The organism is Pseudomonas flavescens (assembly GCF_013408425.1).
GTDB lineage: Bacteria > Pseudomonadota > Gammaproteobacteria > Pseudomonadales > Pseudomonadaceae > Aquipseudomonas > Aquipseudomonas fulva_A.
In genome coordinates this window covers 4677650-4694972 of the sequence record NZ_JACBYV010000001.1, presented here as the reverse complement: position 1 = coordinate 4694972, position 17323 = coordinate 4677650, and the positions used below count along the sequence as shown (strand labels likewise).

General features: G+C 65.7%; 15 protein-coding genes and 1 riboswitch. Of the genes, 6 read left to right on the top strand and 9 right to left on the bottom strand.

The annotated features are described in order from the left end of the window. Nucleotides 1–81: 81 nt before the first annotated feature. The 8 genes from FHR27_RS21000 to FHR27_RS20965 form a co-directional block, all read right to left on the bottom strand. Nucleotides 82–474, bottom strand: coding sequence for a DUF1850 domain-containing protein (locus FHR27_RS21000; protein ID WP_179539462.1), 393 nt, complete (start codon nt 472–474; stop codon nt 82–84). Further along, nucleotides 471–2534 (bottom strand): TRAP transporter permease, encoded by a 2064-nt coding sequence (locus FHR27_RS20995; protein WP_042554998.1) that lies wholly within the window; start codon nt 2532–2534, stop codon nt 471–473. The genes FHR27_RS21000 and FHR27_RS20995 overlap by 4 nt, the downstream gene beginning before the upstream one ends. 117 nt (nt 2535–2651) lie before the next feature. Then, nucleotides 2652–3608: a TAXI family TRAP transporter solute-binding subunit gene (locus tag FHR27_RS20990; RefSeq protein WP_179539461.1), complete on the bottom strand. Its 957-nt coding sequence runs from the start codon at nt 3606–3608 to the stop codon at nt 2652–2654. A gap of 492 nt (nt 3609–4100) precedes the next feature. Then, a complete protein-coding gene (locus FHR27_RS20985; RefSeq protein ID WP_179539460.1) occupies nt 4101–5444 on the bottom strand; it encodes a sigma-54-dependent transcriptional regulator in 1344 nt (447 codons plus the stop codon). Between the two features lie 93 nt (nt 5445–5537). Beyond that, the gene (locus FHR27_RS20980) at nt 5538–7286 is read right to left on the bottom strand and encodes a sensor histidine kinase (RefSeq protein ID WP_179539459.1); all 1749 of its coding nucleotides are present in this window, start codon (nt 7284–7286) and stop codon (nt 5538–5540) included. Between the two features lie 178 nt (nt 7287–7464). Beyond that, a complete protein-coding gene (locus FHR27_RS20975; RefSeq protein WP_179539458.1) occupies nt 7465–8175 on the bottom strand; it encodes a (2Fe-2S) ferredoxin domain-containing protein in 711 nt (236 codons plus the stop codon). A 39-nt stretch (nt 8176–8214) separates the two neighbouring features. Then, on the bottom strand, nt 8215–8940 hold the full coding sequence (locus tag FHR27_RS20970) for a cobalt-precorrin-6A reductase (protein ID WP_042554993.1): 726 nt from the start codon (nt 8938–8940) through the stop codon (nt 8215–8217). Beyond that, nucleotides 8937–10142, bottom strand: coding sequence for a bifunctional cobalt-precorrin-7 (C(5))-methyltransferase/cobalt-precorrin-6B (C(15))-methyltransferase (locus tag FHR27_RS20965; RefSeq protein WP_042554992.1), 1206 nt, complete (start codon nt 10140–10142; stop codon nt 8937–8939). Before FHR27_RS20965 ends, FHR27_RS20970 begins: the two co-directional genes overlap by 4 nt. A gap of 135 nt (nt 10143–10277) precedes the next feature. Next, nucleotides 10278–10615, top strand: a riboswitch (cobalamin riboswitch). 96 nt (nt 10616–10711) lie between these two features. Here FHR27_RS20965 and cobG point away from each other — a divergent pair. The 6 genes from cobG to FHR27_RS20935 all read left to right on the top strand — a co-directional run bounded on the left by cobG (nt 10712) and on the right by FHR27_RS20935 (nt 16268). Further along, nucleotides 10712–12067 (top strand): precorrin-3B synthase, encoded by a 1356-nt coding sequence (gene cobG / locus FHR27_RS20960; RefSeq protein WP_179539457.1) that lies wholly within the window; start codon nt 10712–10714, stop codon nt 12065–12067. After that, nucleotides 12064–12696 carry a precorrin-8X methylmutase gene (locus FHR27_RS20955; protein ID WP_042554990.1) on the top strand — a complete coding sequence of 211 codons (633 nt, stop codon included), beginning with the start codon at nt 12064–12066 and terminating at the stop codon, nt 12694–12696. Before cobG ends, FHR27_RS20955 begins: the two co-directional genes overlap by 4 nt. After that, nucleotides 12696–13457 (top strand): precorrin-2 C(20)-methyltransferase, encoded by a 762-nt coding sequence (locus FHR27_RS20950; RefSeq protein WP_444964380.1) that lies wholly within the window; start codon nt 12696–12698, stop codon nt 13455–13457. The genes FHR27_RS20955 and FHR27_RS20950 overlap by 1 nt, the downstream gene beginning before the upstream one ends. A 168-nt stretch (nt 13458–13625) precedes the next feature. Continuing rightward, nucleotides 13626–15284, top strand: a complete 1659-nt coding sequence (gene cobJ, locus FHR27_RS20945; RefSeq protein WP_179539456.1) for a precorrin-3B C(17)-methyltransferase — start codon at nt 13626–13628, stop codon at nt 15282–15284. A gap of 133 nt (nt 15285–15417) precedes the next feature. Then, a complete protein-coding gene (locus FHR27_RS27100) occupies nt 15418–15621 on the top strand; it encodes a cellular communication/signal transduction (protein WP_306456097.1) in 204 nt (67 codons plus the stop codon). A gap of 125 nt (nt 15622–15746) precedes the next feature. After that, entirely contained in the window at nt 15747–16268 is a 522-nt protein-coding gene (locus FHR27_RS20935; protein WP_179539454.1) for a hypothetical protein, read from the top strand. Here FHR27_RS20935 and FHR27_RS20930 read toward each other — a convergent pair. Beyond that, nucleotides 16261–17265 carry an Ldh family oxidoreductase gene (locus tag FHR27_RS20930; protein WP_179539453.1) on the bottom strand — a complete coding sequence of 335 codons (1005 nt, stop codon included), beginning with the start codon at nt 17263–17265 and terminating at the stop codon, nt 16261–16263. The two genes, FHR27_RS20935 and FHR27_RS20930, sit on opposite strands and share 8 nt — an antisense overlap. Nucleotides 17266–17323: the final 58 nt, after the last annotated feature.

Here is a 17323-nt window from a genome sequence, read left to right as displayed (position 1 = left end):
GGCCGTCTGTGGGAGCGGGCCATGCCCGCGATTTCTTTCGCGCGCATGGCGCGCTCCACATGGCTGCAATTACTTGCAGGATCAAGGATCGGTCAGCTCACAACTCCAAAGCTCCACCGCCGGCTGATTGGCCGTCGGTGGCCCGAGCCACTCGCTGAGGGGTTTACAGCCTTGGGCATCGCAGAGTTGATAGTCGCCCGCCTCGGGTGTGCGGCCGAGGCGTAACGGTTGCAGAGGCGGCATTCGACGCTGGTAATGCCAGGCGCCATCACGCAATACGGCGCCGTCAGGAATCTCCATGCCGGCACCGCTGCCGCGCACCCGCGCCTCGCCGAGCAACAACCCCTCGGCACTGACGCGGTAGTCCTCTTCCCAGCGAATCTTCTCGATGCTGTGATTCCAGGCCAGGGTGAAAGCCGGGGTGGGCACTTGCGCCCAGACCACCCCGGCCAACCCCATGCACAGTGCGATCAAGCTGCAGCCAGTGCAGGCTGACGGCGTGCGCGCAGCACGTGCTGGGCAATCACCGCGGCCGCGACCAGAAAACCGATTTCATCGGTGGTCACGCTGTACAGCCCGAGCAGGTCGTAACTGAACACCGAGGCTGGAATCACCAGCGAAGCACCGGCAGCGAAAACCAGTAGCCGCTCCCACGCACGCATCGGCGCCGAGCAATAGCCGACCACCGCCATGCCCCACAACCCGACGGCAAACACCGACTTGATGAACATGTAGAGGATCGCCCCCCAGTCATCACCCTGCATCAGCAGCGCCGGGTCATACACCGCCATGAAGGGGACGACGAAGCCACAGGCGGCGATGCGCACCGACCACAGGCTGATCTTCAGGCCGTTCTCCTTGGCGATCGACCCCGCGGCGAAGCAGGCCAGCGCCACCGGCGGCGTCAGGTCGGCCATCAGGCCGAAATAGAACACGAACATATGCGACACGATCAGCGGCACACCCAACTCCAGCAAAGCTGGCGCGGCAATCGCGCTGGTGATGATGTAGTTGGGGATGGTCGGAATACCCATGCCCAGGATCAGGCACGTGAGCATGGTCAGCAGCAGTGACAGGAACAGGTTGTCCTTGCCAATGGCCATGATGTAACCGGCGAAGGTGGTGGCGATGCCGGTCAGCGAAACCACGCCGATGATCACCCCCACCAGGATGCAGGCGACCGCCACCGGCACCGCATGGCGCGCGCCCTCGGCCAGCGCCCAGACGCAGGCGCGCAGGGTTTCACGCCCGCCCTTGACGTAGAAGCAGCCGGCAACCAACACCGCGATCACGCCGAACACCACGCCAATGCCGAATTTGAGGAAGCCGGAACTGACCAGCCCCAGGGCGATCCAGAAGGCGATCTTCAGCCACAGGTTGCTGGCGCGCATGACGATCGCCGTGCCGAGGATGACGATGGCCGTCAGGGCCAGGCCCACGGTGCCGGAGAACATCGGGGTGAAGCCGGCGAACAGCAGATACACCAGCACACCCAGCGGAATCAGCAGGTACCAGCGCTGCTTGATCGCCGCGAATGGATCCGGGCATTCGTCTTTCGGCAGGCCAACCAGTTTGAGGCGCTGGGCCTCGAGGTGCACGGTCCAGAAAATCGAGCCGAACCACAGCAGGGCCGGGATCAGCGCCGCCTTGGCGATCTCCACGTACGGCACGTTGATGGTCTCGGCCATGATGAAGGCCACGGCCCCCATGATCGGCGGCATGATCTGGCTGCCCATGCTGGCCGAGGCTTCCACCGCGGCGGCGAAGGTGCCCTTGTAACCGAAGCGCTTCATCAGCGGGATGGTGAACTGGCCGGTGGTCACCACGTTGGCTACACCCGAACCGGTGATGGTGCCCATCAGCGCCGAAGAGACCACCGACACCTTGGCCGGGCCGCCGGTCTTGTGACCGAACATGCCCATGGCGAAATCGGTGAACAGCCTGATCATCCCCGCCTGTTCGAGGAAGGCGCCGAACAGGATGAACAGGAAGATATAGGTGCCCGACACGTAGGTCGGCGTGCCGTAGAAACCCTCGGTACCGAACGACAGCTGGTTGATGATCTGGTCGAAGTCATAACCACGGTGCGCCAGGTCGCCCGGCAGGTGCTCGCCAAACAGGCCGTACGCCAGGAAGCAGCCGCAGATGATCGGCAAGGCCAGCCCCATGACCCGTCGCGCCGCCTCGAATACCAGCACCAGCAAGGTCACCCCGATCACCATGTCGAAGGGGGTGAGGTCGCCCGAACGCTGGATCAGGTCGGCCTCGAAATACCACTGGTAAATCGCCGTGCTCAGGCCAGCCAGGCCCAGGGCCCAGGCCACCGGAGTCCATGGCCGGCCCTGGCCCCGCAACGGGAAACACAGGTACACCATCAGCAACACGAAGCCGACGTGCCCGGCGCGCAGCACCTGGCTGGAGAAAGGATGGAACGCAGCCCCGATGATCTGATAGACCGAAAACAGGATCGCGACGTAGAACACGGCCTTGGGCCACTGACTGGGATTGCCGGTCAGACCTGGATGATCGCTCATGGATAGATTCTCGATACAGCTGGGATAACGGTACGCCGACACCATCAGGGCATGGGCGAACGCTGACTCGATGAACGAGGGCGCCGGACACGGGTCCCGGCCCCTCTTCCATCGGTGTTACTCGAGAACGCCGGCTTCCTTGTAGAAGCGCTCGGCGCCCGGATGCAACGGGATCGGCAGGCCTTCCGTGGCCTTCTCCAGGCTCATGTCGTTGGACGCAGAATGCGCGGTGCGCAGGCGGGCAAGGTTGTCGAACATCAGCTTGGTCATCTGATAGGCGACGTCGTCGGACACGCCTTCATGGCTGACCAGCAGGTTGATGATCGCCGCAGTCGGCACATCCTCGGTCTGGCCGTCATAGGTGTTGGCCGGGATCACCATCGGCTGGTAGGCGCTGCTGCCGATCTTGGTGACGACCTCCTCGGGAATCGCCACGAAGGTGAGCGGCACCATCGACGCCAGATCGCGGATCGCCGCCATGCCCAAACCGGAAGACTGCAGCGTGGCGTCCAACTGGCGGTTCTTGATCAACTCGACCGACTCGGCATAGGGCATGAATTCGACCCGGCCCATGTCCTTGTAACTCAGGCCAGCGGCCTTGAAGATGGCCCGGGCATTGAGCTCGGTGCCGGACTTCGGCGCGCCGACCGAGATGCGCTTGCCCTTGAGGTCTTCCAGGGTCTTGATCCCGGATTCCTTGCTGGCCACGATCTGGATGTAGTTCGGGTAGGTGGCGGCGATGGCGCGGATCTTGGTCAGCGGCGCCTTGAAGCCAGCGTCCTCGACTCCCTTCCAGGCATCGTCCACCGAATCGCCAAGCGCGAAGGCCAGTTCACCACGGCCTGCCTGCAGCAGATTGAGGTTTTCCACCGAGGCCTTGGTCGCCTGCACGGAAGTCTTGGCACCCTCGATACCGTTGCCGTAAAGCTGCGAAAGGGCCACGCCAATCGGGTAATACACCCCGCTGGTACCGCCGGTAAGCACGTTGATGAAGGTGGGTGCGGCGAGTGCGGCGGTGCTGGCAGTGAAGGCCGCAGCGGCGGCGAAGAGGCTGAAGCGCTTGGTCAGTCGCATGGTGTTTCTCCGTGATTATTCTTGTCAGAGAGCCGGTGCGGGATCGATGACCAGAGAGAACGGAGAGCGGCGAACAGAGAGCAAAATCACGCTGCCGCTGACGACCTGTTGTCTTTGTTATGGTCACCGACTCGAATGCCGGTTGCCCAAGCGACATTGCAGATGCCATGCCAGCGCCCAGAATGCCCGTGCCAGAGCGGTAGAGGGTTTTCGCAGCGACTGAAACCAGCGAAAGCCCGCCTATTCGCGGACCGGCGACCGGCAAGATTCCGCCCAGAAAGACCGACGCTTCTCAGAAGCGGACGCAGAGCGTCCAGGCGGCGTTGTTCCCACGCAGAGCGTGGGAACGATCTGGCAACTCCACTATTGGTGGGCTGAAGCCCACCCTACACGGGGAGCGCGCAGACGTCGGTTGGGCCGGGCAGCAATCCGCCTCAGACGTAGGGTGGGCTTCAGCCCACCAGCAAGGGTGAACGGCCCATCAGGTGCTGCTCAATCCTCGTCGCCGCTTCCGGCGGGGCGATAGGTGCTGCGTTGCAAACCATGGCGCTGCATCTTTTCGTTGAGGGTACGGCGGGGTACCTGCAGCAGTTCCATGGTCTGCAGGATGCTGCCGCGACAGCGCAGCAGCGCGTTGTGCAGGCACTGCGCCTCGAAGGTTTCCATCTGCCCGGCGAGGGACTGGCCGGCCTGTTCCTGCGCCGCACCGCTCAGCCCCAGGGCGTGGCGCTCGGCGGCGTTGACCAGCTCGCGTACGTTGCCCGGCCACTCATGCCCGAGCAACGCGGCCAGCTCGGCGGGTGTCAGTGGTTCGAGGCTGCGACCGTGGCGTTGTGCGGCCTCTTCGGCGAAATGCTCGAAGAGCAGCGAGATGTCTTCACGACGCTCGCGCAACGCCGGAATCTGCAAGGTGGCGACATTCAGCCGATAGAGCAGATCCTCGCGGAAACGCCCGGCTCTCACTTCATCGAGCAGGTCCGGCTTCACCGCGCTGATCACCCGCAGGTCGACGTGGATGCTGCGGTTGGACCCCAACCGTTCCAGGGTTTTCTCTTGCAGCACGCGCAACAGCTTGACCTGCTGCGCCAGCGGCAGGCTTTCCACCTCGTCGAGGAACAGGGTGCCGCCGTCGGCATGTTCGATACGGCCGATGCGTTTGCTCTGGGCACCAGTGAAGGCGCCGCTCTCGTGGCCGAACAGCTCGCTCTCGAACAGATGCTCGGGAATCGCGGCGCAGTTGAGGGCCACGAAGGGCTTGTCGGCACGTTCGCTGAAGTCGTGCAGGCAGCGCGCCACGCGCTCCTTGCCGGAACCGGTCTCACCGCGGATCAGCACGTTCACGGAGGTGCCGGCCAGGTCGAGGATCTGTCGACGCAAGCGCTCCATGGGCCGCGACACGCCGAGCAATTGCGCGGCGATACCGTCCTTGAGGGCGAACTGCTGGCGCAGGCCGCGGTTCTCGCAGACCAGGCGACGTTTTTCCAGAGCTCGGCGCACGGTGTCGAGCAGGCGATCGGGGGTGAAGGGCTTTTCGATGAAGTCATAGGCGCCCTGCTTGAGCGCCTGCACGGCCATGGGCACATCGCCGTGCCCGGTGATCATGATGACCGGCAGATCGCGGTCGCAGGCGACCACCTTGTCCAGCAGTTGCAGGCCATCGGTGCCGGGCATGCGCACATCGCTGATCAGCACGCCGGGAAAATCCACGTCGATCAGGGCCAGCGCCTGGGCGGCGTTGGCGCAGGTACGCACGCTGAAACCGGACAGCTCCAGCCATTGCTGCGCCGCTTCGCGGATCGCTGCCTCATCGTCGACGACGATTACCTGACCACCCATATCACCTCCTTATTCTTGGATCGCGCAGTGTAGCGCCCGGTCATCGGCCCGCCAGCCACGGCGTCGTTACACGAAATGCCAAACCCGCCCGGTTCACCCCGCGCGCGGCAGGCGCAGGATGAAGATGGCGCCGTCAGGACCGTTGCGCGCCTCCAGGCTGCCGCCCAGATCACGCACGATGCCGTAGGAAATCGCCAGGCCGAGTCCGAGGCCCTCGCCCACCGGCTTGGTGGTGAAGAACGGCTCGAAGACGTTACCCAGATGCTCTTCGGGAATGCCGCCGCCCACATCGCTGACCTCCAGCGCACAGCTGTCGCCAAGCAACTCGATGGTCACCCCGAGGATACGCCGCGGGCTGTCGACCATGGCGTCCAGAGCATTGTTGAGCAGGTTGAGCACCACCTGCTCCAGGCGAATGGCATCGCCGGAAACCCGGGCCTCGCTGCGAATTTCGCGGCGCAACTCCACCTGCTCGCTGCGCAGGCGTGGCGCCAGCAGCAACAGCGCCTGCTCCAGCACATCGCTGAGCAACAGACGCTCGTTGAGCCCCGCCGGGCTCTTGCGGGCGAAGGTCTTCAGATGGCCGGTCAGACTGGCCATGCGCTGCAACAGACCATCGATGCGGATCAGGCCTTCGCGCACCTCGCGCTCGCGGCCGTTGTCGAGCAGCAGGCCGAGGCTGCCCAGATGCATCTGGATGGCCGTCAGCGGCTGATTGATCTCATGGGCCATGGCCGCCGACATCTGCCCCAGCGCCGCCATCTTGGCGGCATGTACCAGGCCTTCCTGGGCCTCTCGCAATTCGGCGGTACGCAGGGTCACCTCACGTTCGAGGTTCTCGCGGATGCTCGCCTGCAGGCGCTGGTTCTTGTGACGCTGGACCAGAAACAGCACCAGGAATACCAGGGTCAGCCATACACCGGCCGCGGCCAGACGATAGCTGCGCGCGGTGTCGCCCAGGCTGTTTTCCTCGATCAGCAGGTGCAGCGTCCAGGCTTCGCTGGTCAACTCCTGGCGCTGCCACAGGTAACTCTGCCGGCCATCCGGACCATCGATGTTCATCCAGTCCGCATTGCCCTCGAAGTACGGGCCGGGCTCCGTGGACAGCACCTCCAGGGGGCGCTCGGCGTACTTGCGCACCTCCACCAGCTCGGCGTGATCGAGTTCGTCGAGCTCATCCAGGGCACGGAAACGCCAGGCCGGCCGGCTGCTGAGAATCACCACGCCGTAGCTGTCGGCCACCAGCAGCACGCCGGGCTGGCCCACCCACTCGCGCTGCAGTTCCTCCAGCTCCAGCTTGACCACCAGCACGCCGATCACCGCGCCGTTATCGTCGTACACCGCATGGGAGAGAAAGTAGCCGGGCACGCCAGTGGTCACCCCGACCGCGAAATAGCGACCTGCGGTGCGGTGCAGCGCATCCTGGAAGTAGGGGCGGAAGCCATAGTTGCTGCCGACGAAGCTGCTCCACTCGTTCCAGTTGCTGGCCGCCAGGGTGAGGCCCTGGCGGTCGATCAGGTAGAGCACGCTGGCGCCAGCGGCGGCGTTGAGCATTTCGAAGCGACGGTTGAGCTTGTCGCGTAACTGCGGATCGTCCGGTGCCTGCAGCAGTGCCTGAATATCACCGTCCATGGACAGCAACTCCGGCACCGAACGGAAGCGGTCGACCAGGGTCTGGATCGATTGCGCATACAGCTGCAACTGGCCGTGTGCCTCGCTGCTGCGATCCTCCCAGGCCCGCTGCTCGGCATAGCGGCTGGCCAGCCACAGGCTGACGGCCAGGCCAAGGATCACCAACAGCACGATGGCAACGATGCGATAACGCAGAAACAGGGCGGTCATGCACGACTCGAATTTTTATGATGCCGGCATGTTAGCCCGAAATCACTTCAGGTCGAGTAGGGGATGCAGCCGCCGATGTAGCCTGGATTAGCCGAAGGAGTAACCCGGGGCAGCAGGTTCGGGCTGCTCAAGAGACCCGGGTCTCGCTACGCTCAACCCGAGCTCCAGGCGATACCGGTCAGGGGCGCGCCATCATCAGTTCGGGCACCGCACGGCCAGCGACCAGTTGCTCGTCGACCAGGCGCACCACGTCTTCCTCGCTATGCACCTGATACCAATGACCCGGCGGGTAGACCGTCAGCGTCGGGCCCTGATCGCAGGGAAACTGGCACTGGGTACGGGTGATATGCACGCCACCCTCGCACTCCAGACGGCCAGCAGCCTTGACCTTCTCCCGCAGCATTTTCCACAGCGGCAGAGCGCCACGGCGGGTGCAGCGCGGGCCGTTGCACAGCAGCACACGGTACTGGTGAGCGGGAATCTTCGACCAGGCGTGGCTGCCGGGCAGCGCTGGCACATCGAGGCAACTCAGGTGCAGCTCCGGGCGTTCGAGCAATGCACAGGCGGCCCCGGCTGCATCGGCATCGAGCTGGCCGAACAGGCTGGTGACAGACACCCGTGCAGGCTCGGTCAGGCGCGCCAGCTCGCTGCGCAGCCAGTCGACATGCTGGCTGCTGCTCTGCGCCTCCAGGTCGATCACCAGCAGCCTGCCGCTGCCCTCCTGCACGCGCTGCCAGAGGCCGTCATAACCGGCACCGGTATCGACGATTTCGGCCAGCGCAGGCTCGCCACGCAGCTCGACCAGGCGGGCACGAAACAGCTCGGCAAAGGAGCCGTCGAGCAGATCCGGACCAGCGAACAGCACCTGAGCGTAGGGCGTGGTAGTCATGGGTAGGCTCCGGGAAAAGGGCGGCAGTCTAGCAGTGAGCTAGACACCGTTGGTCAGCAACGCCTGCCAGAGCACTTCGGCTTCGGCGAACTCGCGATCCACAGCGGGCAAAATCGGCCGCTGCAACACCAGCACCGGCACACCACGCTCACGGGCCACCTGCAACTTGTGCTCGGTGGCAGCGCTGCCACTGTTCTTGCTCACCAGCACATCGCAATCGAGGCGCTCGAACAGCGCGCGCTCATCGTCCAGGCTGAACGGCCCTCGGGCGCCGATCACTTCGGCGCGGGGCGTGGCAGGCTGGCTCTGCAGGCAGCGCACGGTCCAGTGCTGGTGGGCGGGAATCTCGTGCAGATGCTCCAGTGGCTCGCGGCCAAGGGTGAACAGCGGGCGCTGAAAGTCGCCAAGCGCGGCGATCAGGCTGGGCCAGTCGAACACCTCGCGCCAGTCATCCTCGGAAGAGGCCTGCCAGCCCGGACGACGCAGCGCCCAGCAGGCGATCCCGGCCTGTCGCGCGGCATGGGCGGCGTTGTGGCTGATCTGCGCGGCGTAGGGATGGGTGGCGTCGACCAGCAGGTCGATACCCTGCTCGCGGATGAAGGCAGCCAGACCATCGGCCCCTCCAAAACCGCCGACGCGCACCTGGCAAGCGAGGTCATCCGGCACCTTGCCCAACCCGGCCAGGCTGTAGACATGCGCCGGGCCGAGGCGCCGGGCGAGGTTCAGCGCTTCGCCGATCCCGCCCAGTAGCAGGATGCGGCTCATAACGGCTTGCTGACCTGCAGCAGGGTGATCGGCAACGCGGCGCGCCAGGTGTCGAAACCGCCGAGCGGGCGCGCCTGGGCCACTTCGATACGGGTCAGCTCGCCGCCCTTTTCGCCACGAAAGGCGATCAACGCCGCCTCGCTCTGCAGGGTCACGGCGTTGGCCACCAGCCGACCGCCGGGCTTGAGCGCGCGCCAGCAGCTTTGCAGCACGCCGGGCGCGGTCACCCCGCCGCCGATGAAGATGGCGTCTGGCGCCGCCAGCCCGGCCAGCGCCTCGGGTGCACGCCCGGCCACCAGTTGCAGGCCCGGCACGCCAAGGGCATCGCGGTTGTGGGCGATATGGCCCTGGCGGCCTTCGTCGGCCTCGATGGCGATGGCCCGACAAGCGGGGTGGGTACGCAGCCACTCGATGCCGATGGAGCCGCAGCCGGCTCCCACGTCCCAAAGCAGTTCGCCGGGCAGCGGCGCCAAGCGCGCCAGGGTGATGGCGCGCACGTCGCGTTTGGTGAGTTGCCCGTCGTGGCGATAGGCATCGTCCGGCAGGCCCGGCGTGAGCGGCAAGCGCATGGCGTCATCACCGGCCACGCAGTCGATCGCCACCAGATTCAGATCAGCGGAGCGAGCCAGCGACCAGCCATCAGCCAGGCCATCGATACGCCGCTCGCGCTCACCGCCCAGGTGTTCGAAGACGCTCAGCCGACTGGGGCCGAAACCACGCTCGCGCAACAATCCGGCGATGGCCGCCGGGCTCTCGCCATCGTTGCTCAGGACCAGCAGGCGCACGCCGGGATGGATCTGCGTATTGAGCGCCGCCAGCGGGCGGCCAACCAGCGACACCAGAGGCGTGCTCTGCAACGGCCAGCCCAGGCGAGCCGCCGCCAGCGAGCAGGAAGAAGGCGCCGGCAGAATGTGCAGTTCCTCGCTCGGCAGCTCACGGGCCAGGCTGGCACCGACACCAAAGAACATCGGGTCACCGCTGGCCAGCACGCAAACCGGCGTGCCGCGGCGCTCGAGTACCGGGGCCAGGGAAAACGGCTTCGGCCAGGGCAGGCGTGTGGCACGGATACAGTGCGGCAACAGTGCCAGTTGGCGCTCGCTACCGAACACCTGCTCGGCGGCCAGCAACGCATGCCGCGCCGCCTTGCCGAGGCCGGGGTAGCCGTCTTCGCCAATGCCCACGACGGTCAGCCAGGGTGTCATGCGTTTTTCCTCATCCTAGAAACAGCCATAAGCTGCAAGCCTCAAGCGACAAGCCAACGAGTCGTCAGCAACCTGTTTCCGGCTTGGCGCTTGCCGCTGATCCACACGGCTTTTCATCCGGGTGGGCAAAGCGGGCATAATAGCGCCTTCGTCGGTGTCCGTCGGCTGCGTGGTACGTAGGCGCGGGCCTAAGAGGGAACACGATATAAAACGTGTTCAATATCTAGCGAGCTAGAGCCATGCAAGGCAGAAAGGGGCGAGAAAGCGGAGTTTACGACTGTAAATGAGCATTTCGAGTCGCTTTCTAACGCAGCAGGGCCGACGCGCAGCAGATATTGAGCAGGTTTTCAGCCGTGGCTGCCCCCGCAACTGTTGCAGCGAGCGCCTGTGCCAATCGCCACTGGGAAACCGGGAAGGCCGGCCACGCGCCATGACCTGCGAGCCAGGAGACCTGCCGACGGATTCAGTCGCATGTGCCCACACCGGGCGGGGTGTCCCGGTGATAGAAGCTCGTCCTTCTCTGGCCTATCCTCGAACGGATGCCCATGTGACCCGACCCCGGTGATCCGTTGAAACAGGCTTTTTGCATTCCATCCCCTGCTGTTCGCCCCTCGGCCTGTCCGGGGTTGCTGCGTATCGTGCAGGCGAAGGACGGCGGCATCTGCCGGATCAAGCTGGCCTGCGGGCGCCTCGATGCCACCGGAGCTGAGCGCATCGCCAGGGCCGCACAACGCCATGCAGGCGGCGTGATCGAAGCCACCAACCGCGCCAACCTGCAGATCCGCGGCATCCACGCCGGCAGTGAAGACGCGTTGATCGGCGAGTTGCTGGCCGCCGGCCTCGGCCCGCGCTCACCCGCTGCCGACGATGTGCGCAACCTGATGGTCAGCCCGGCCGCAGGCGTGGATCCGCAAGCGCTTGTGGATATCTCGCCACTGGCCATGCAGTTGCTGGCGACGCTGGAAAACACAGCGCATCTGCATGCCCTGTCGCCGAAGTTCGCCCTGCTGCTCGACGGCGGCGAACGCCTCGCGATGCTCGAACACCCCCACGATATATGGCTCAGCGCGCTGCCGCTGAACGGCGGTATCGGCTATGCATTCGGGCTGGCCGGCTGCCCGCCCTTCGCAGAAGAAGATGCAGCCGCGTTGGCTGTCGTGCCGCAAGCCTCTGCTCACGAACTGATCATCGCCTTGCTCGACCTGTTCCTGGAGCTGGCCACGCCAGAGCAGACGCGCATGCGGCATCTGCTGGAAAACCATTCTCCTGCCGATCTGCTGCAGCGTCTGCAGATACGGTTGGGAGATGTGCTGCTGCCTGCAGGCAACTGGCGCCGCACCCCGGCGCAAGACAATGCCCATCTCGGTATCCATGAGCAGCGTCAGCCGGGTCTCGTGCATATCGGCGCCGCCGCTGTGCTCGGTCGGTTGGATGCCGAACAGTTACTCGGCCTGGCAGATCTCGCCCGCCGTTACGGTGATGGCAGCATGCGTCTGACGCCCTGGCAAAGCGTATTGCTGACCAATATCCCCGAGACGGCTGCCGATGCAGTCATGCACAGCCTGCACGCACTCGGCCTGCTGACCGATGCCAGCGCGCCGCTGACCCGTATCATCGCCTGCACCGGCGCCAGCGGCTGTGCCAAAGGCCAGGCCGACACCAAGGCCGATGCCCTGCGCCTGGCCGACCGGCTACCCGCTGGCAGCGGGCAGCCGGGCATTCACCTCACGGGATGCAGCCGCTCCTGCGCCGCCGCCCATCGCACACCCTTCACCTTATTGGCTGTGGCCGAGGGTCGTTACGACCTGTTCGCCCGCCAACCGCTCGGCACCGGCTTCGGCCAATTGCTGGGCCACCACCTGACACCTGACGAAGCCGCCGAATTGCTGGCCTCGCTCACCGCTACCCGGAGTTTCACCCGATGACCGATTACATCCGCGATGGTCAGGAGATCTATCGCCATTCCTTCTCCATCATCCGCGCCGAGGCCGACCTGAGCGCCATTCCGGCGGATCTCGAGAAGCTCGCGGTGCGGGTCATCCACGCCTGCGGCATGGTCGATGTGGTGCAGGATCTACGCTTCTGCGCGGGTGCCGGTGCGGCCGGCCGCCAGGCCCTGGCCAATGGCGCGGCGATTCTCTGCGACGCGCGCATGGTTGCCGAAGGGGTGACGCGCACGCGCCTGCAGGCCGGCAATCCGGTGATCTGCACCCTCAACGATGCCGGCGTACCGGAGCTGGCCAAGAAGCTCGGCAATACCCGCTCGGCGGTAGCCCTGGAGCATTGGCGCGAGCATCTCGAAGGCTCGGTGGTGGTGATCGGCAACGCCCCCACCGCGCTGTTCTATCTGCTCGACATGCTCGCTGCAGGCGCCCCCAAACCAGCGCTGATTCTCGGCTTCCCGGTGGGCTTCGTGGGCGCTGCTGAGTCCAAGGACCTGCTCGCCAGCACCTTCGCCGAGCATGGCGTGCCCTACGTGATCGTGCAGGGCCGTCGGGGCGGTAGCGCCATGGCCGCCGCCGCGGTCAACGCCCTGGCCACGGAGGTCGAATGATGACCGGCATGGACCGCCCCGGCAAAGGCCGCCTGCTGGGCCTGGGCGTTGGCCCGGGCGACCCCGAGCTGATCACCCTCAAGGCCCTGCGCCTGCTCAAGTCGTCACCCGTGGTCGGCTACTTCGTGGCCAAGGCCAAGGCCAATATCGGCCAGGGTGGCAACGCCTTCGGCATCATCGAAGGTCACCTGGACGACAGTCAGCAGCGCCTGCCACTGGTCTACCCGGTGACCACCGAAAAGCTCGAGCCGCCGCTGTCCTACGAGGACGTGATCAGCGACTTCTACGACACCTGCGCCGCCCAGGTCGCCGAGCACCTCGACGCGGGCCGCGACGTGGCGGTGATCTGCGAAGGCGACCCGTTCTTCTACGGCTCCTACATGTACCTGCATGACCGCCTGGCCGAGCGCTACGAGGCTCAGGTGATCCCCGGCGTGTGCTCGATGCTCGGTAGCGCGGCGGTGCTCGGCGTTCCCCTGGTGTACCGCAACCAGAGCCTGTCGGTGCTTTCCGGTGTGCTGCCCGAAGACGAGCTGCGCGAGCGCCTGCGTGATGCCGAAGCCGCCGTGGTGATGAAGCTCGGCCGCAACTTCGAGAAGGTCCGCCGGGTGCTGCAGGACCTCGGCCTGCACGACCGTGCTCACTACGTGGAGCGGGCGACCATGGCCAACCAGCGCATCGTGCCGCTGGATGAAGTCGAACCCATGGCCTCGCCGTATTTTTCGATGATCGTGGTGCCCGGTGAGAAATGGCGGGGTTGAACCGAAACAGCTGTCTCGCAATAGGCACCTTTTCCGTAGGAGCCAGCTTGCTGGCGATATCGATGGCCAAATCGATAGCTGTGTTGCGGTTCGGATCGCTTCGCCGGCAAGCCAGCTCCTACATGATTGCAGCGAACTCGCCTGCCTGTTCCTGACAGTGGATAAACCATGACCTCTTCACCCGCCATCGTCATCCTCGGCCCCTCTGCGCTGGCCACTGCGCGGCGCATGCAGACACTTTATCCACAGGCCGTGATCCATGGTCTGCGCGGGCGGGTCGAGGCCGACCAGGCCTACGAAGACTTCGGCGACACCCTGCGCAGCCTGTATCGCAGCGGCACGCCGATCATCGCCCTGTGCGCCGCCGGTATCGTCATTCGCAGCCTGGCACCGCTGCTCGCCAGCAAGGGCGCCGAGCCACCGGTGCTGGCCGTAGCCGAAGACGGCAGCGCCGTGGTGCCGCTGCTCGGCGGCCTGGGCGGCGTCAACCGCATGGCCAGGGAGATCGCCACGGCACTGGATACCCGCGCGGCCATCACCACCAGCGGCGAACTGCGCTTTGGCACCTGCCTGCTCGATCCGCCGAGCGGCTATGCCCTCGCCGACCTGGAGCAGGGCAAGCGCTTCGTCTCCGACCTGCTGGGCGGCGAAAGCCTGCGCATCGATGGCACCGCGCCGTGGCTGAACGATGCCAGCCTGCCGCTGGCCGAAGATGCCGGCCGTACCGTACGGATCACCACCGAACAGCGCCCGACGCAGCCTGACGAACTGCTGATCCATCCACGCACGCTGCTCGTTCTGGTCGACAAGGCAGATGACCTTGCCGCGGCCATCCGCCAGGCATTCGAACAGTCGCGCCTGGCGCCGAAATCCCTGGCGGCTCTGCTCGCCCCCCAGGCACTGATCAGCGACAAGCGCCTGGCCCAGGTCGCCAGCGAGCTCGCCGTACCACTGCGCTTCGTCCGCGCTGACGATGGACTGCCACCTCGGGTGCACCGCAGCGAAAACCTGCAGGTGCTGCAGGCCGACTCGCCCGAAGCGGCGCAATCCATGGGCCGCCCCCGCGGTCGCCTGAGCGTGATCGGCCTGGGCCCCGGCGCCGCCGAACACATGACCCCCGCCGTTCGCCGCGCGCTGGACGAAGCCGAAGATCTGCTCGGCTACGAAACCTACGTGAAAATGGCCGAGCCGTTGCGCCCGGAACAGGTGCGCCACTGCAGCGACAACCGTGAAGAGCTGCAACGGGCCCGCCATGCCTTCGAACTGGCGGCCAGCGGCCGCCGCGTGGTGGTGATTTCCTCCGGCGACCCCGGCGTATTCGCCATGGCAGCGGCGGTGCTGGAGGCGTTGGAAGAAGCGGGCGCACCGATCGACTGGAACAGCGTCGAGCTGGAAATTCTGCCCGGTGTCTCCGCTGCCCTGGCCACCGCCGCCAAGGTCGGTGCGCCGCTGGGTCACGACTTCTGCCTGATCTCCCTGTCGGACAATCTCAAACCCTGGGCGGTGATCGAAAACCGCCTCGACCATGCCGGCGCGGCGGACCTGGCGATGGCCTTCTACAACCCGATTTCCAAAGCTCGCCCCTGGCAACTCGGCCGCGCCCTGGAAATCGTCCGCCAGCACCGTACGCCCGACACCGTGGTGGTGCTCGGCCGCGACATCGGCCGCCCCGCCGAAGCCCTGCGCGTGCTCGACCTCGGCGAGCTGACCCCGGACATGGTCGACATGCGCACCCTGGTGATCATCGGCTCCAGCCAGACCCGGCGCTTCCCCCGAGGCGATGGCGGTGAGTGGGTGTACACGCCGCGCAGTTATCCACAGTCCTAGCCTGCCTATGACCAACATTCTGTTCATCTGCAGCCGCAACCAGTGGCGCAGCCCCACCGCCGAAACAGTATGGAGCAAGCATCCAGGGCTCAGCGTGCGCTCCGCAGGCACCAGCCCGAGGGCACGGAGGACGGTGAGCGCAAGCGATATCCAATGGGCCGACGTGGTGTTCGTCATGGAGCACAAGCACAAGAGCCGATTGCTGGCCGACTTCGCTCGGCTGCTGAGCCATAAACGGCTGCACGTTCTGGATATTCCGGACGAGTATCAGTACATGGACGCTGAGCTGGTGCAGATTTTCGAGGAAAGCGTCGCCGCCTACCTGGGCCTCGACTGACGATAGGCCGGTTCAGGCCTCCTTTACACCAGCTTTACATCTGCCTGACGTCACCTTGCACAGGCCTCCCGATAATCGATCCTGCCCAACCGTCTGGTCGGGCTGTCGATTCTCTGGAGCCCATGATGAAAGCAAGTCTCCCCCGTACCGCCGTCGCCGCACTGTTGCTGGCGACGCTTTCCCTGAACGCGGTGGCTGGTCCCGGCGGGCCGGGTGGTGGCCCTGGGGGTCCGGGCGGATATCACGGGCATGGCGGCCCGGGACCAGGCTGGGGTGGCCCGGGGCCGCGGCATGGCCATGGCCTGCCGGACTACGCTCGTGAGCTGTGGATCGGCAGTGCGCTGTACTTCGTCGCGGCCGGCACCTACTACATGTGGAACGCCGATCGCAGGCAGTACATCGTGGTCGAGGCGCCGCCGGTAGCAGTGGCGGCCCCTGCGGCCAATTACAACGTGATCGCCTATCCGGCCCGCGGTCAGAACGCGGACTTGCAGGCCCGCGATCGCTACGAGTGCCACAGCTGGGCGGTCGGCCAGAGCGGTTTCGACCCGGCTACCGCCGTCAGTGCACCCGCCGCCAGCGCCACCGACTACTACCGGCGCGCCTTGGGTGCTTGCCTGAGCGGGCGCGGTTACAGCATCAATTGAGCAGCGCCTTGAGGTCGTCGTAGAGCGCCTGGGGAATCTGTACACCGTCGATGAGGCTGCGTGCGCGGGCATCGTAGCGGCGCTGCGAGGGCAGGCGCGCGCCCTGCCCCTCGATGCCGTCGAACAGCGCCTCGGCCCTTGCCAGATGCTGATCGGCAGCCGCACTGAGAAAGCGCTGCGGGTCGAGGGCGATGATCAGTTCGCCGTGATAGGGCGACGATTTGCTGCCGGCGTCGTAGGCCAGGGACTCGGCGCTGGTCAGGTCACCGATCAGCGGCCCGGCGATCAGCTCCACCATGGCCGCCAGCGCCGAGCCCTTGTGCCCGCCAAAGGTCAGCATGGCGCCGTTCATGACCGCCTCGGCGTCGGTACTCGGCTGGCCGCCGGCATCGATGCCCCAGCCCTCCGGGATGGCCTTGCCGGCACGACGGTGCAACTCGATGTCGCCACGGGCGATGGCGCTGGTGGCGAAGTCGAAGATGAACGGATGCTTGCCGGCGCGCGGCCAGCCAAAGGCGATGGGGTTGGTGCCGAAGATCGGCTTGCTGCCACCGGCCGGTGCTACCCAGGCATGGCTGGGATTGCACGCCAGGGCCACCAGCCCGGCTTCGGTGAGCGCCTCGATCTCTACCCACAATGCGGAAAAATGCACACAGCGGTTGATCGCCAGCGCGGCGATGCCGTTGGCCCTGGTTTTCTCTTCGAGCACCGGCAACCCTGCCTGGAAAGCCAGCTGCGAGAAGCCGCCGCGGGCATCCACGCGGACGATCGAGGGTGCCTGGTCGATCACCTCGGGCTCGGCATCGGCCACCACCTTGCCAGCCTTCAGCGAACTGACGCAGCCCAGCACGCGGTACAGGCCGTGGGAGGCGCAGCCGTCGCGCTCGCCGGCCAGCACGGTGGCGGTCACTGCCCGCGCCTGGGCTTCGCTGAAGCCATTGTGGCGCATGATCGAGAGCGCCAGCTCTTCGGCTTCGTCCAGGGTCAGTCGAATCATCTTGAGCTCCTTGTTCGAGGCGGCCGCAGGGCCAGATTGACGTTATACAGTGAGACCT

Bases quoted from the DNA above. Each gene is read 5' to 3' on its own strand.
- FHR27_RS20995 (WP_042554998.1), bottom strand. From the start codon at position 2,534: ATGAGCGATCATCCAGGTCTGACCGGCAATCCCAGTCAGTGGCCCAAG.
- FHR27_RS20990 (WP_179539461.1), bottom strand. From the start codon at position 3,608: ATGCGACTGACCAAGCGCTTCAGCCTCTTCGCCGCCGCTGCGGCCTTC.
- FHR27_RS20985 (WP_179539460.1), bottom strand. From the start codon at position 5,444: ATGGGTGGTCAGGTAATCGTCGTCGACGATGAGGCAGCGATCCGCGAA.
- FHR27_RS20980 (WP_179539459.1), bottom strand. From the start codon at position 7,286: ATGACCGCCCTGTTTCTGCGTTATCGCATCGTTGCCATCGTGCTGTTG.
- FHR27_RS20975 (WP_179539458.1), bottom strand. From the start codon at position 8,175: ATGACTACCACGCCCTACGCTCAGGTGCTGTTCGCTGGTCCGGATCTG.
- FHR27_RS20970 (WP_042554993.1), bottom strand. From the start codon at position 8,940: ATGAGCCGCATCCTGCTACTGGGCGGGATCGGCGAAGCGCTGAACCTC.
- FHR27_RS20965 (WP_042554992.1), bottom strand. From the start codon at position 10,142: ATGACACCCTGGCTGACCGTCGTGGGCATTGGCGAAGACGGCTACCCC.
- FHR27_RS20955 (WP_042554990.1), top strand. From the start codon at position 12,064: ATGACCGATTACATCCGCGATGGTCAGGAGATCTATCGCCATTCCTTC.
- FHR27_RS20950 (WP_444964380.1), top strand. From the start codon at position 12,696: ATGACCGGCATGGACCGCCCCGGCAAAGGCCGCCTGCTGGGCCTGGGC.
- cobJ (WP_179539456.1), top strand. From the start codon at position 13,626: ATGACCTCTTCACCCGCCATCGTCATCCTCGGCCCCTCTGCGCTGGCC.
- FHR27_RS20935 (WP_179539454.1), top strand. From the start codon at position 15,747: ATGAAAGCAAGTCTCCCCCGTACCGCCGTCGCCGCACTGTTGCTGGCG.
- FHR27_RS20930 (WP_179539453.1), bottom strand. From the start codon at position 17,265: ATGATTCGACTGACCCTGGACGAAGCCGAAGAGCTGGCGCTCTCGATC.